The 14667-nt window shown below is 39.9% G+C and carries 13 protein-coding genes; 5 read left to right on the top strand and 8 right to left on the bottom strand.

The genetic code is table 11. The annotated features are described in order from the left end of the window. Window positions 1-13: 13 nt before the first annotated feature. From LXM54_RS12795 to LXM54_RS12825, 7 genes are all read right to left on the bottom strand, one after another. The gene (locus LXM54_RS12795; protein ID WP_233315551.1) at window positions 14-1894 is read right to left on the bottom strand and encodes a beta-N-acetylhexosaminidase; all 1881 of its coding nucleotides are present in this window, start codon (window positions 1892-1894) and stop codon (window positions 14-16) included. A 19-nt stretch (window positions 1895-1913) separates the two neighbouring features. Then, window positions 1914-2537 carry a YesL family protein gene (locus LXM54_RS12800; RefSeq protein ID WP_233315552.1) on the bottom strand — a complete coding sequence of 208 codons (624 nt, stop codon included), beginning with the start codon at window positions 2535-2537 and terminating at the stop codon, window positions 1914-1916. 15 nt (window positions 2538-2552) lie between these two features. Then, window positions 2553-3878, bottom strand: coding sequence for a glycoside hydrolase family 125 protein (locus LXM54_RS12805; protein ID WP_233315553.1), 1326 nt, complete (start codon window positions 3876-3878; stop codon window positions 2553-2555). After that, entirely contained in the window at window positions 3875-6577 is a 2703-nt protein-coding gene (locus LXM54_RS12810) for an alpha-mannosidase (protein ID WP_233315554.1), read from the bottom strand. Before LXM54_RS12810 ends, LXM54_RS12805 begins: the two co-directional genes overlap by 4 nt. 260 nt (window positions 6578-6837) lie before the next feature. Beyond that, the gene (locus tag LXM54_RS12815) at window positions 6838-7593 is read right to left on the bottom strand and encodes an SDR family oxidoreductase (protein WP_233315555.1); all 756 of its coding nucleotides are present in this window, start codon (window positions 7591-7593) and stop codon (window positions 6838-6840) included. 306 nt (window positions 7594-7899) lie between these two features. Then, window positions 7900-9099: an MFS transporter gene (locus LXM54_RS12820; RefSeq protein ID WP_233315556.1), complete on the bottom strand. Its 1200-nt coding sequence runs from the start codon at window positions 9097-9099 to the stop codon at window positions 7900-7902. A 197-nt stretch (window positions 9100-9296) separates the two neighbouring features. After that, window positions 9297-9698: a MerR family transcriptional regulator gene (locus tag LXM54_RS12825; protein WP_233315557.1), complete on the bottom strand. Its 402-nt coding sequence runs from the start codon at window positions 9696-9698 to the stop codon at window positions 9297-9299. A 168-nt stretch (window positions 9699-9866) separates the two neighbouring features. Here LXM54_RS12825 and LXM54_RS12830 point away from each other — a divergent pair, with 168 nt between their 5' ends. Together LXM54_RS12830 and LXM54_RS12835 are read left to right on the top strand one after the other, a co-directional pair. Further along, entirely contained in the window at window positions 9867-10199 is a 333-nt protein-coding gene (locus LXM54_RS12830) for a carboxymuconolactone decarboxylase family protein (protein ID WP_233315558.1), read from the top strand. Between the two features lie 4 nt (window positions 10200-10203). Beyond that, window positions 10204-10599, top strand: coding sequence for a cupin domain-containing protein (locus tag LXM54_RS12835; RefSeq protein ID WP_233315559.1), 396 nt, complete (start codon window positions 10204-10206; stop codon window positions 10597-10599). 43 nt (window positions 10600-10642) lie between these two features. Here LXM54_RS12835 and LXM54_RS12840 read toward each other — a convergent pair whose 3' ends face one another. Then, complete coding sequence (locus LXM54_RS12840) at window positions 10643-11557, bottom strand: AraC family transcriptional regulator (protein WP_233315560.1); 915 nt, start codon at window positions 11555-11557, stop codon at window positions 10643-10645. Between the two features lie 187 nt (window positions 11558-11744). On the opposite strand from LXM54_RS12840, the gene LXM54_RS12845 reads away from it, so the two are divergent. From LXM54_RS12845 to LXM54_RS12855, 3 genes are all read left to right on the top strand, one after another. Continuing rightward, the gene (locus tag LXM54_RS12845) at window positions 11745-12032 is read left to right on the top strand and encodes an HPr family phosphocarrier protein (protein ID WP_233315561.1); all 288 of its coding nucleotides are present in this window, start codon (window positions 11745-11747) and stop codon (window positions 12030-12032) included. A 281-nt stretch (window positions 12033-12313) separates the two neighbouring features. Beyond that, window positions 12314-14047, top strand: a complete 1734-nt coding sequence (locus LXM54_RS12850) for an ABC transporter ATP-binding protein (RefSeq protein ID WP_233315562.1) — start codon at window positions 12314-12316, stop codon at window positions 14045-14047. A 175-nt stretch (window positions 14048-14222) separates the two neighbouring features. Next, on the top strand, window positions 14223-14639 hold the full coding sequence (locus tag LXM54_RS12855) for a DUF1284 domain-containing protein (RefSeq protein WP_233315663.1): 417 nt from the start codon (window positions 14223-14225) through the stop codon (window positions 14637-14639). Window positions 14640-14667: the final 28 nt, after the last annotated feature.

The following is a 14667-nucleotide window of genomic DNA, read 5'->3' on the forward strand; positions in this document are numbered from 1 at the left end:
TTCACCTCGTAGATTATAATGAAAAGCTGCCGGCAGTGACGATACGATGATAGACATTGCCGCCTACCAGCCCATCAGCCATTTCCCAAGGTCCATCATGGTACAGCCGGTTTTCTGCTAACTCCTCTATTTCGGATATTCTTCCTTCCATCCACTCCTGAATCCGGTACTTGACCGAATCAATCCTTGTGATAACACCACCGTAACGTATATCCATTACTTCCCAGCCAAAGGGCTTGTATGCTGCAAACCAGAGACTGCGGTGTTTTTGTCTTAACAGATCTACATTTGCTTTGATGCTATCCAAAACGGTTAGAAGTGCTTTCAGTTGTTCAAAGTCCTTATTTTCGTATGCGCTTTTTAGCTTTATCCCGATTTCCGCTTTGTCTGCTAAAACTGTTGCGAGCTGTTCATATATACCAAACAAAGCTTCCCAGGCTGGATTGTTCTTTTTACTGATTGCAAGAACGGCTGCCAAGCGCTGATAATGCTCTCCTAGCGATAGACCGCGGACATTCTCATCATATAAACCTATTAAAATATCTTGGTAAAGCAGGACTTTAGACGTCATCGAGCTGTTCATGTTATCCTTCATAACACCGGGAGTTTCATCCAATAAACGCAAATTCATAAAATCGGCAAAAGTGCCGTCACTGCAAAATGCAAACCGCTCAGATACTTTCTCTAACGTAACTTCCTGCTGGTAGGAGTGCTCGGCAAATAATTGCAATATTGGGTAAGCAGCAACAAACGGCGTTTCTGCTCCGTTATCTCCCCATAGTGTTACAAAGATTTGCTCTACCCCTGTTTTTTTACAGGCAGAAAGAGCTGCTCTTGTGGTACTAATTGCCTTGCCGTAGTTCGGCGCCAGTCCATTCCAAGTCCAAGCACCACCAGCAAAAATTGGCTTCCCGCCAAGCAACTTATGCTTTTGGATATCTTGTTCATACACTTCTTGTTCGTTGCGGTAATAATTCCAGTACACATACTCAATAGGAGGAATTCCATTCATAATATCTGCTCGGATGTTTCCCGTTTCATCCTTATACGGGCTGTTTTCGGCAAACAATGGATAATACATATCACTCCAAATCATTGGTTGTAATCCAAGCTTATCGGTTATAGAGACAAGCTTTTGAAGATGACGATTCATAATGTCAATATGATGCTCATACCCGTGCTCTTCCAAATATTTTCCTAAGCCAAGCTGGAATGTCTCATCCATGCCAATATGAATCCTGTTTGTACGAAACGGCTCAGAAGCTGCCTTTAAGCAACTTTCTAAAAACTCATATGTCTCCGTTTTGTCGACTAGTAAAATATCATCTGTATCTTTAAAACTAGAAGCATAATTCCACTTAAGAGCTTCTCGTAAATGCCCCAAGGTTTGGATGCATGGGATTATGTCTATCCCAAGTGTCTCCGCATATTCATCGCAGGTCTTGAGCTCCTTGATAGTATATTTCCCACGCATATATCCGAAATAAGGGTAATCCTTCACCTCATACGTATCCTCTGTATATAGCATCAAAGTATCTAATCCTAGCAGCGCCATATGCTCGAGCAGCTTTTTCACTTCATGAACAGTTGGTACAGCATTTCGCGATGCATCCAGCATGACACCGCTCATCGTAAATTGTGGTGTCTCTGTTATATCGAATTCATGATTCTTTCGATAATTTTCCAGCCATAATCCAAGTGCTCGGAAGAAATGAATTGGCTTTGCAAACGATATTTCTCCTTTGCCGCTGCTACTAGTAATGCGCAACGGCCCCTGAACTTGTTTAACTTGAATAGGGTAACCATCACTTGTCAGCTTTATCTTTAATTTCTGTGTAATAAATTCAAGACCCGCTGCCACATTCGCTGTGTCTCCCTTTAAAAACAGTTCCATTTGTTTCCCCCTATGTTAGTTAATATTGCTGCTGTACTCTACTCTCTAAAAATGCAAATCTGCTCAGACAAACCTTCATCATCCAAAAAGCAGGAGCCACCGCAGAAATGAAGGGGATGAGACCGGGCATCTGATTAATCAGGCTCCCAATCACAAAAAAGCCGGCACCAATTCCTATCGTTGATGGTAAGCTCGTTAAAGTGATCAGAAATGATTGTTTAATATATTCCTTATTCGACAACTCGTAATGAACATAAACAGCAAAGAAATAGCTTACTACTAATAACAGAATCAGCAGCATAATGGAAAAAATGATAGACAGGAAGCTGGCCAAAACACCTGACATAAAGGTTTCTGTCAATCGGATATCAAGATAAAGAAACAGGCCTATGCTGTAAAAAACAAGGCCTATTTGATTGCTTCTCTTCCATTCTTTTAAATACACTTGCTTAAAGGTTTTCCATATTGGGAAATCTGTATCCTTCCGCAGCCATTTACGCACAATTGTAAACAGGGCGACAGTCGCTGGAAAAAAACCAAAAATCCCTAGTCCTAAGACGATAAAGGCAATCCAGCATAAGTTTACGAAGATTCCTCGCCATATCCATTCACACACAACAATAATCGATGAACCTTTCTTCAATTTTGGCCACCCTTTCTATTTGGTAATGTGTTTCTGCAATTGATGATACAGAGGACTCCCTTTAACTGCTTTACCTGTTAAACTGAGTACAAATTCGCTGAACATTGTATTAGCCCACGCAAACCAATCTCTTGTAAATTCCTCAGGACAATCTGCGTTAAAGCCTTCGTGCATAAAATTTGTGCCGCCATCTGTGTTTTTGAATGAAGCTAAAATCTGTTGTTTTTCCTCTGCACTTGCTGCTGTCATCCCTTGAATAGCTAAGGCAATATGCCAAATATAGTGGTCTGGAGTATGCGGGCTGCCAATCCCATTTGCGAATTTGCCTTCGTAATAATAAGGATTATCCCTGCTTAAAAGAAAATTCCGTGTGTTGAGATAGGTTGTATCATCAAAATGTTGGTACCCTAAATACGGAGCTGCCAGCAAGCTTGGAACATTGGCATCATCCATTAAATGCACACGACCTTCTCCGTCCGTTTCATAAACGTACATCTCACCGTAAATCGGATGCTCTAATTTCGCATACTGCTCTATGCCTTGCTTGATTTCCTTCTGAAGCCTTAAGCATTCTTCCTTTAAGGAAGCATCATTTAATACCTCACCACTTATTTCTGCAGCATATCCTAACACGACTACCGCAAACATATTAGCCGGAACAAGATATCCGTAGGTGCAGGCATCATCGCTTGGGCGGAAGGCGCTCCAGGTCATGCCAGTCGGGATCACCCGGCCGCCTTTTCCTTGGCGGATTAATGTATCTGATTGGCGCACATCTGCCCGCTCAAACCGGTATGATGACTTGTTTTCGTGATCTTGCTCTGTTCTCCAAACTTCAATAACCGTCTCACACACCTCTTTAAATGTTTCCTGTATATACTTAGTCCGTCCAGTTGACTTCCAAAATAAATAAGCAAGCTGAATGGGATAGCATAACGAATCAATTTCGTATTTCCGTTCCCAAATATGCGGAGTCATATCGGTACAATCGGTTTGGTGCCCTCTGCCGTTTTCTGTTTCGTTAAATGCGTTTGCATATGGATCATGCATAATGAAAGCAAATTGCTGACGAATGACTCCTTCAAGTAAATCAGCAAGCTCTTCATCCTCCTCTGCAGCAAGTAAATACGGGCGCACTTGGGCAGCTGAATCTCTTAACCACATCGCCGGAATATCTCCAGTTACAACAAAGGTTTTTCCGTCTGCCAGCTTTTTCATTGTTGTTGTATACGTATTAACGAAGCATTGTTCAAACATTTGCTGCAGCTTTTCATCCTCAGGAAAAAAATCCTTTACATGTTGAATTAATTTTTGCAATGATTTTGGAATTGCTGTTGTCATAGTCGCTCTCCTTTTTGAAAACCGATAGTTATAATTTCATGACCTGCTGCATTGTAGTGATTACTAGATTCATTGCTTCTTTCTTCAAGTATCGTACTCTTATAGGCTGCAAAATCTGTCCCTATAGAAGCCTTTAGATTGCCGCTTTCTGGGCTAGGGTTAAACCAACGAATCATTATGTCATCACAATCCTCTGCCAGTTTCATAGATGTCCACGCTAGCCCTTCTGACTCCCACTTCACAAATCTGTGTTCAGCAGGCAATTCCCCCTTATGTGCACTGGTTTGTATAACCTGAAGAGGAACTTTATATTGATAAGCGTCCACATATGCCTTTGATGCAATAACATCTTTCTCATGGATAAAAACTTGCCACTCAGCTGTTTGAGTCCCTAAGCATTGTGCTTCAGGTGTCGGGAAATATCCCCAGTCACCAAGCTCAGCTACAGAACGAAGTACGGTGATGGCAATCGTTCCGTCTTCTGGCAGAATTTCATATTCTTGAAGGCCATCCGTCACTACAGTGAAGCCCTTTTTTTCATCAGCAATGCTGGCAAAACGCTGCAGATGATGACAAAAGCTAGGGTTTTCCCACTCTTGTTCCGGAATATTGGGACGAGTCACAATCTCAAAAATACTGTCCGCACGATGTGTATCCGTTTCCATTTTTGTTGGAAACAGGACGCGCAGGCGATGATCTGTTGCTTGATTATCCATTGTCAGCTTGAAGGCTGGTCCCTTCATCCCCTTTTCGAGAATGGCTGTTGTGCGCAATATAATCTTTTTCGTATCGCATGATCTGCCTGCTTGCCTGTCTTTATGCCAAATTAAGCTGTTTCGTTCCATGGCAAGCTGATTGTCTGCTGAAGCAGGAATAGTTAAAGTGTGTGTGAATTCAAGCTCTGTTCGAAGGGATGTTCTTTTTACTAGACGAAATACAGCTGGAACATTCTTTGTAGTTATACGCTGCCCCTTTGCTTCCTTGAACATATATTCATTTCCAACATCCCCTGTGTCCTCGTAAATACCGAGGTGATTCAAGGTCTTGCCTGTTGCTTTATCTGTTAAATTATATGTACCATCATCATGAAAGAGGACGTGAACATATTCATTTTCCATTTCCATGGCTTTGTCAGCTGTGTGTTCCTGAATCTCTTCAGCAAACTGCTCCTGTGGGATAAGATAGAAGCTTTTATAGCCGAATGCTGGGATTCCTTCAGCAAAAAAAGACAGCTTAGCCCGCTTCGCAAAAAACGGCTGGCGAAATTTATCACTAGGCAAATCATAGTCAAACTCAATCATTGGCTCTTCCACAATACAGTTGATGCTCTTTCCGTCTTGATCAACTAATCTGTATGCAGGCATGGCTTTTTCCTGTAAATAAGCTGGTATTTGTTCAAAATGCATCTCTGAGAAATACACTTTTTCTAAATCGACTGTTTTTTCAACAACTTCATTTTTATCCCATCCTGTTGTATTTAAGACTACGAGCGGAACTGCCCCCTTTGGTGTGTTAGAAGTATCAATTTTACCTGCAAGCTCCGCACCGTGCTCACGAACGAATACTTCACCCATTTGCATAACTGTTTCAAAACGGGTCACCATTTCGCGATGAACTTCATCAACACTGCAGCCGCAAATACTGTCATGAGGATGATTTTTCATTAATGATTTCCACATGAAGCGCAAATATTCTCTTGGATACTTTCCTCCTGCTAAATAGCCAAAAGTTGCGAGCGGTTCTGCAATCTTTTCCATAAGAGTTTGACAATGATTGTTCCACTGCTTTAAGTAAATGCGGCTGGATGCTGTATTTACTAGCGTCGACCAGCCATCTGTTCGTTGATTGCGCAATTCTCCTTCAATAACTTGGAGTTCGTCAGGCAGATTTGCTTTTAACGCTTCTGTATAATCAGCGAAGCTGGAATGCTTAAAAGAATAGCCAGGGTAGAGGCGCGTTGCGGTTTCAATGGCCTTTGGAATTGTTTTTTGGAGCGGCTGATGATCACATCCGTTCATAAACAATAACTGATTTGTGGACGCATATTTTTCCGCATCCTGCAGTTTGCGGTCCCAAAATATTTTCGCTTCCGCTTCATCAACTGGTATTTCATTACCGTTTGAATACCAATTAGCAAAAAGAATTCCTAGTACTTCAGAGCCGTCTGGCGCCTTCCAAATCATCTCAGAAAAAGGTGATTCGAAATTAGGAGAATCTGACACCATATTATTAAAGCCAGTAGGTTTTACGCCTCTTCCAAAAGCAGCTGTATCAATGCCAGCTTGCTTTAACAGCTGTGGTGCCTGCCCGTAAATGCCAAAAGTATCAGGAAAATACCCAAGCTTTGATACATGCCCATAGTCTTTTGCATCATGCAAACCTATTTGCAAGTTCCGTACATTGGCTTCCGAACTTGTTAAAAAAGCATCCTGCAGCACATACCATGGTCCAATATGAAGCTTTTTGTTTTCTATTAATTGCTTGACTGCCTCCCGTTTCTCCGGATGAACAGCAAAGTAGTCCTCTAACAGTACAGTTTGACCATCCAGATGGAAGGATTGAAAAGCATTTCCTTCTGCTTGAAACTGGTCTAACAATTCATTCATCAGTTTTAGAAAATAGTAACGGTGCTGTTCAAAGGACAGATACCATTCCCTGTCCCAATGAGTGTGGGAGATAATATGTGCCGTTTTTTTCATTGATTTTACCCGCCTTTCTTTATGCCAGCTTTAAGAAAACGCTATCATTTTAGAATTATTGCTTTTCTTTCATTTTAATCATCCTGCATGACAGAGCAATAGATTGGGGGGAAGTTCTATAGATTTTACAGTGTATCTAATATTAGTCCATGAAAATGATTCATGCCATCAGGCTTGTCCCCTTTTTTTGCCTTTTCCAATAAATAAAAATCAACAAAGCTGTGCCAATGAATCTTGGCACAGCTTTGTTGATCACTTATTTAACCTCTAATAAATCCACCTTCTGAATGGATGATCTGTCCAGTTATCCACTTTGCTTCCTCACTTGCAAGAAAAGCAATGGTGGATGCAACATCTTCTGGCAGCCCAATGCGCCCCATCGGAAATTTAGGCAGCAGATGCTCTCTTATTTCATCGTTCATCCACGTGGAATCAGTAGGTCCTGGGTTTACGGCATTAACTGTAATTCCTAATGATGCAACCTCTTGTGACAGTGACTTTGTGAATGCGGAAATAGCACCTTTCGTTGCAGCATATGCAAGCTCTCCCGGCATTGGTCCGATATCTTGTCCTGATGTCATATTAATAATTCTGCCTGCTGTGAAACCAGACTTTGGAAAACGGCGGACAAACTCGACACAAAGCAGAAGAGTGGTTCTCATATTAACTGCATAATGTTCATCAAGCGTTTTAGCATCAAGTAATTTGTATCCATCATTCTTTGAATGAGCTGCGTTGTTTACTAGAATAGAAGGAAAACCAAGTTTGGTTTCCGCTGTATCAAATAAGACATATGCAGCATTTGCATTAGCTAAATCAATTTCTAAGCTTTCACAACGGACTCCTACATTAACCATTTCTTGCTGAAACTCCTCTACCCAATCATTTTCAGCTTTCCAATACGTAAAGAAGATATTTATCCCTTGTGATGCTAATTTTCTGCAAATGGCTGTTCCAATGTCTCGTGGGCTGCTTGCACCTGTTATAATTGCTGTTTTATTTTTTAATTGAGTCATTAATATCTCCCCTATTCAAGGGACACACCGATATAGAAAACAGATCCAATTGGACTCTGCTTAGCAGCGGAAATAAATAATTCCATACCCCGCATCCCTTTAATGATATTTAAATACCGCAACATACAACTTCCCTATCAGGATTTGTTTCGATTCGATAGTCATTAAAGAGTTAGCCACATATGAAATATTAATTCCCCTTTCTTCCATCTCTGCTTTTATTATATTTTCTTAGAACATTGGAGACAATTATTTTTAGAACATTTCCACAAAAAAGAACCTCCACCGTAAGTGAAGGCCTTTTGTTTAGTATGATACTTCATTTAACGCTTTTTCTTTCCACACGACAGTAAGGCATAAGCCTACTATCATAACAACGCCTGCAAAAAGGAATGGGAAATTAATATTTAGATCAAATAAAATTCCGCCTAGGGCAGGACCAAAAATATTTCCTAAGCTTGTGTAGGTTGAGTTCATTCCAGCAACAAAACCCTGCTGTTTGCCAGCCGCTTTGGACAAAAAAGTTGTCAATGCTGGGCGCAGCAGATCGAATGCTAAGAAAATAAAGCATGTAACAAGCAAGACAACGATAAATCCTGACATAAATGTCGAAACGAAGGCTAATACTGCACCAACAATTAAACAAAGCTGGATAACCCTTTTTTCACCAAGCTTATTTACTAATTTACCGAACCATGCAATTTGAACAATAACAGCGAAAATGGAACTAATCGTAATAATTGTGGCAATATCCTTCGGTGTGAAGCCAAACTTATGATCAGAGAACAGGCTGAACACCGTTTCATAAGCAGATAAACCAAAGGCAAGAACAAACACAATGATAAAGGCAATCAGATAAATCGGATGTAGTGATTGTTTCAAGTCTTTCAAGAAGTTAGTTTTCTGACTATTTTCAGCAAGCTCAGCAAGCTCACTCTTAGACAACGGCTCTTTCAAAATAAAGACAGATGTGAATGCTGCCAGGAATGCAATCGCAGCAGCAAAGAAAAACGGCATTCGAATGCCAAAGTCAGCGATAAAGCCCCCTGCTCCCGGGCCAATAATAAAGCCCGTGCTGATTGCAGCAGAAACATAGCCCATCGCTTTTGATCTTTCCTGAATGGTTGTAATATCTGCAACATATGCCGTTACAGCTGGCATAATAAACGCAGCGCTGACACCACCCAATATTCTCGATATATATAATACAGCAACATTGGTTCCCAATCCGAAAATCAATTCAGACACTCCAAATATTACAAGACCGATAACAATCATCTTTTTTCTGCCAAACCGGTCTACCCATCTTCCTGCAAAGGGTGACACAACAAGCTGCGAGAAAGCAAACACAGCAACAAGATAGCCCATTGTGCTTCCTGTTATATGCATCATGTTCATGAAAGAAGGCATGACAGGAATAATCAAGCCTATTCCTAAAAATACGATAAAAAGATTGCTTAATAAAATAACTAAAACCATTTTTTGTTCTTTGATTGGTTTTTGCATATGCACTCACTTCCCTAGTAAGATGTAATCTTTTATTTGCGAAACCATTCTAACGAACGGTCGTTAGTTATCATACCAAATAAAAGCACTTTCAGCAATTACTCTTACTTTTTTACAACAAATTTTTTTAAAACAGCCTCTTTAGGATGCTACATATAGAAGAAATTATAAGGCTAATGGGTTTATGCCCATTAGCCTTATTTTGACTTTTCATGATGATAAAGAACAAAATCGTATTTGTTACCGTCTAGCTGATCTTGATAAAATTCAATTTTACTGGTTAAGATATTCATACTTTCCTGCAGCTCTTGTATTTGCTTTGCTAGAAGACTTTTCCGTTTTTCGAGAAGATCTTTTCTTTCTATAATAGTCGATTCGCCTATTGCACGCCAATTTGTATATTGTTTCAGCTCTGTAATCGACATGCCGGAACTCTTTAAATGCAGCAAGAATTGAAACCAGCCAATATCCTGTTCTGTATATTCCCGCAGATTATTTTCATCTCGTCCGGGAGTTAATAGCCCTTCTTTTTCGTAGTATCTGAGCATGCTTGATGTTACACCGATAATCTTAGCAAACTCTCCAATAGAATAAGTCAAATGGTCCACCTCTATTTGTATATTGCTTTTAACAGCATTCACTTATGTAAATGCTTAAAAAAATAAACGATTTTCTTGAAAACTATCATCCATTCCCTTGCCTTAAAGTACACTTTAAGATCTATACTTCATCTTGTAAAGCGATAGTTTAAGAAAGGAATGAGCTAAATGGCGGAAAAACAAACAGCTGGACGAGATTTATTAGGAGATTTTGCTCCAAAATTTGCTGAGTTAAATGATGATGTGCTATTCGGAGAGGTTTGGTCAAGAGAAAAAGAGCTCTCACCCCGGGACCGCAGCATGATAACAGTTTCCGCATTATTAGCAGGCGGCAACTTTGAACAGTTAACACCCCATTTGCATAAGGCAAAGGCTAATGGAATAACAAAGGAAGAAATCGCCGAAATAATTACACATCTTGCATTTTATGCTGGTTGGCCAAAAGCCTGGTCAGCATTCAACATCGCGAAATCAATCTACGAATCAGAAGAAGGCAGGTAATAATATGGAAAACGAACAGTTGAATAACAGCATCATTTTTCCACGAGGAGAAAAAGTAACAGCAAATTTTAGCGGGGATGCCTATTTACAGATGGTTTTCACAGACCCAAGTCCCCTTAATACTTCCATCGGTAATGTTACATTTGCTCCAGGTGCGCGCAATAACTGGCATTCACATAAAGTCGGCCAAGTATTGTTAGTTACTGGCGGCGAAGGCTGGTACCAAGAAGAAGGGAAAACGGCTCAGCTTCTTAAAGCTGGAGACGTAGTCAATATACCAGCTAATACAAAACATTGGCATGGGGCAACCAAGGACAGCTGGTTTGTCCATCTTGCTTTGACACCGGGAGAAACAGAGTGGCTGGAGCCTGTAAGTGATAGCACGTATAATTCTTTATAAGAAAAAGCGGACCGAACTCATAATTTCGGTCCGCTTTTTACTATTAGGCATTTTTGCTGTGTACTTGGTTTTCCCTAAGCTGTTTAATGTCTTCTTTAGGCGGTAGCCCAAACATTCGGGAATACTCTCGGCTGAACTGGGACGGACTTTCATAGCCGACCTGGAAGGCAACTTCTGCTGCGTCTGTTGCTTCTGCCAATAAACACCTCCTTGCTTCCTGCAGCCTTAAGTTCTTTTGGAATTGTATCGGGCTCATTGCTGTAACTTGTTTGAAGTACCGATGCAGTGTCGCCACACTCATATTTACCTTTTCCGCAAGCTCTTCTATCCGGAAAGCTTCGACGTAGTGACGTTTAATATACTCAATTACTTCCCTAATTCGATAGACTTGGCTTCCTTCTAACGCCATTTGCTCTAATATGTTTCCATGTGGCCCTTGCAAAACTAAATACAAAATTTCTTTCTTATAAAGTGGAGCCAGTACAGGTATATCCTGTGGTCTATCTAATAAACGGGCAAGGCGAGTTACTGCATCCAACAAAACTGGTTCTGCCTTGTCTATGAACATTGCTCTGTTCATCTTCTGGTTTGCTCTTTCATTTCTAGCTTCATCTAAAAGCGATAAAATTTCACTCGGTGTAAATTCAAGCTTAAATGCCAAGTAAGGTATATCTTTAGAAGCTTTAATTACCTGTCCGGTTACCGGCAAGTGAACAGATGAAACAATATAGTCTTGAGGACCGTACCGGAAGCGGTCACTAGCAAGTAGCACTTCTTTTTCTCCTTGAAGAATGATGCAAAACGACGGTTTAAATACGGCATGAATTGGTTCAGTAATATCAGATTCCCGGATAAAAAATAATGACGGAATAGCTGTTTTATTTGAACCTTCACTATTTGTAAAACGGTTTATAAGCTTGCTCAGCTCATTCAATTGATTTGTTGATAGTTCTGTCATAACTGCCTCCTTAAAACCTCACTCACTATTAGTGATTATAAACCAATTCCTGTAATTTTAGTAAGTGCTGTGAGAGTATTAGGCAATCTTTTGCGATGATTAGGTTACCGGTACACTGTTTTTCTATACCATAATAAAGATACAGACATCCATATTTTACCTTGGATGAAAGGAGTAGTTTCAAAAAATGACAGAAATGCATTTTAACATTATTGCCATAACAGGATTTGCCCGCCCGGCATGTTTGTTAGTAAGCAGTGCCTCTATGTTTCAATCGCGAATTTTCCTCGAATATAATAACCGTTCAGTAAATCTACAAAACTCTCCCTGTGCCATAATGGAGGTTATGTCATTGGAAATAAAACCGGGAGCATATTTCAAGGTGTGGGCAGATGGTGCAGACGAACAGAAGGCACTGCAAGCAATCGCCAAAGCCTTAACAGAAGCATGGGGGCTTCTCCCTAATGAAGTCTAATTTTATACATAAAAAAGCAAGCGCTCTTAAGTTTGGTGCTTGCTTCCATCTATAGAGCGCAAAATGTAATTATTTAGGAAAAATTAACTTACATACCTGTATTCTAAATATTCTGACTGCAGTATATAATGAATCTATCTAAGCTAAGGAGGAATTCAGATGAAAAACAAAAAACATGATTTTATGCGCAGAAAACTATAAGGGGCGCACTGATTCATAATTTTTCAGATGTGTATCCCCTTATATGAATTATTTAAATAATACATTTAAGGGGTTAAAACATGGATTTTCCTATAAAGAAATTTCTTTCCTATTATCAGCCATATTTAAAGCAGTTTTTTTCCATTCTAGCTTGTGCTTTGCTCGCATCAACTCTAGCATTGGCTTTTCCATTGCTTGTGCGCTATATTACAAAGGATTTTCTAGCTGGAAGTTATTCGGCCGGATTGGATCAGATATATTGGGTCGGCGGGTTAATGCTTGCATTGGTTATCGTGCAAAATCTTATCTATTTTTATGTTGATTATAAAGGGCATGAGCTTGGTGCTCGCATGGAAACAGACATGCGAAGTGAGCTGTTTGCGCATATGCAAAGTCTGCCTTTCAGCTTTTTTGATAAAGAAAAAACGGGTCAGCTAATGTCCAGAATTACCAATGATTTGCTGCTCCTCTCAGAGCTGTACCATCATGGACCGGAAGATTATCTGAAATACAGCGTCCGCTTTTTCGGCGCTTTCGTTATTCTGTTTCATATCAATGCAGCTTTAACTATTGTTGTATTTTGTTTTACCCCAGTTTTGGCTATATGTGCCTTCTTGTTTAATAAGGTGGTTAATAAAGCGTTACGTAACAACAAAGAACGGATTGCCGAGGTTAATGCTCAGGTTGAGGACAGTTTAGCCGGTATAAGAACAGTGAAATCCTTTGTTAACGAACAAGAAGAAATACTAAAATTCAACCAAAAGAACAGCTCTTTTTTTGAAAGCCGTAAAAACACATATAAAGCAGAAGCAACTTTCTATAATATTTTTCAAGTATTGCTCCAACTAATCACTGTAACAGTAGTCGTCATCGGCAGTGCCAAAATTACCAACGAAACATTAGACTTAGCTGATTTGCTGACTTTTTTGCTGTATATCAACTTTATGATTGAACCTGTTTCTCATCTTGCACATATGAGCACACAGCTACAAGAAGGGATTACAGGCTTTCAGCGATTTATGGAAATTATGAAAACCAAACCTGAAGCAGAAACACAAAGCTTACCCAGAGCTGTCATAGCTGGAAAAGTGGAGTTTCGCCATATTTCCTTCCGCTATGAAGACCGTTTGCATAATGTTTTCGAGAATTTGTCTTTGTGTATACAGCCAGGTGAGTATGTCGCTTTAGTTGGGATGTCAGGAATCGGAAAGACATCATTATGTTCCCTCATCCCCCGCTTTTATGATGTGTCAGAAGGCAAAGTGCTCGTAGATAATATGGATGTCCGAGATTATAAACTCGATTATTTAAGAAGATCAATTGGCATTGTCCAGCAAGATGTTTATCTATTTACAGGCACCATTCTAGATAATATTCGCTATGGCAAGCCTGCTGCAACGATAGATGAAATAATCACAGCCGCAAAGCATGCTGATGCCCATGATTTTATTATGAACTTACCGAACGGCTACCACTCTGAAATAGGTCAACGAGGCATTAAGCTGTCTGGTGGCCAAAAGCAGCGCCTCAGCATTGCCCGAGTTTTTCTGAAAAACCCGTCCATTCTTATTTTTGACGAAGCGACAAGTGCCTTGGATAACGCAAGCGAAGCAGTTGTCAAGAAATCGTTGGAAGCGTTAACAAAGAATAGGACTACGATTGTAATCGCACACCGCCTGTCAAGCATTCGCAATGCAGACCGAATCATCATTTTAAATAAAGATGGTATTTTAGAGGAAGGCTCACATGATAAGTTAATTCGAAACTATGGAACATATGCCCAGCTTTACTCGCGACAATTCGATTTGAATTAGCTGCAAAAAAAATCAGCTTCCATAATATTGGCAGCTGATTTCTCATTAAATTGATTTTATTTAAACATGTAAAAACCATCTATATTTACGATAACATCATTAAATGTTATATTAATAATAAGTTAACCATATATTCTTTATGGTTAACTTATTATTTTTACGGAGGATTAGAATGATGTATAAATTGCGAGGTCATCATCTTTTTTGTCTATTAGGATACAGAGGCATGGGATATTCAGAGGAATATGTAAAAAACATGACAAAACTGCATCAAACATTGAGAAATAATCCTCATACATATATTCAAATCGTAAATGAACCTGATCATTTATGCGAAAAATACCCAAACTCAGGGAAGTATCACTGTCAGGATCCACATATATATGAAAGAGATGCTGCCATTCTCAAAAAGTTAGGCCTTCAAATTGGCGAGATACTGCAGTGGCGGAATATTGAAGCAGCTGTTCGAAATCGAACTGTGCCTGCCGATATTCAAGTAGTATGTGAAACATGCTCTTGGCGTTCATACGGGGTCTGTGAGGAAGGCATTCAAGAGATGCATGATGGGAAGAGACTGCGGGAAATAAACTAATCAATGCTGCAGTATCTTTCCTCCTTTT

This window comes from Bacillus sp. Au-Bac7 (assembly GCF_021341655.1).
In the GTDB taxonomy this organism is placed as follows: Bacteria; Bacillota; Bacilli; order Bacillales; family Cytobacillaceae; genus Niallia.

Bases quoted from the DNA above. Each gene is read 5' to 3' on its own strand.
- LXM54_RS12815 (WP_233315555.1), bottom strand. From the start codon at position 7,593: ATGACTCAATTAAAAAATAAAACAGCAATTATAACAGGTGCAAGCAGC.
- LXM54_RS12795 (WP_233315551.1), bottom strand. From the start codon at position 1,894: ATGGAACTGTTTTTAAAGGGAGACACAGCGAATGTGGCAGCGGGTCTT.
- LXM54_RS12810 (WP_233315554.1), bottom strand. From the start codon at position 6,577: ATGAAAAAAACGGCACATATTATCTCCCACACTCATTGGGACAGGGAA.
- LXM54_RS12835 (WP_233315559.1), top strand. From the start codon at position 10,204: ATGGAAAACGAACAGTTGAATAACAGCATCATTTTTCCACGAGGAGAA.
- LXM54_RS12830 (WP_233315558.1), top strand. From the start codon at position 9,867: ATGGCGGAAAAACAAACAGCTGGACGAGATTTATTAGGAGATTTTGCT.
- LXM54_RS12840 (WP_233315560.1), bottom strand. From the start codon at position 11,557: ATGACAGAACTATCAACAAATCAATTGAATGAGCTGAGCAAGCTTATA.
- LXM54_RS12805 (WP_233315553.1), bottom strand. From the start codon at position 3,878: ATGACAACAGCAATTCCAAAATCATTGCAAAAATTAATTCAACATGTA.
- LXM54_RS12820 (WP_233315556.1), bottom strand. From the start codon at position 9,099: ATGCAAAAACCAATCAAAGAACAAAAAATGGTTTTAGTTATTTTATTA.
- LXM54_RS12855 (WP_233315663.1), top strand. From the start codon at position 14,223: ATGTATAAATTGCGAGGTCATCATCTTTTTTGTCTATTAGGATACAGA.
- LXM54_RS12850 (WP_233315562.1), top strand. From the start codon at position 12,314: ATGGATTTTCCTATAAAGAAATTTCTTTCCTATTATCAGCCATATTTA.
- LXM54_RS12845 (WP_233315561.1), top strand. From the start codon at position 11,745: ATGACAGAAATGCATTTTAACATTATTGCCATAACAGGATTTGCCCGC.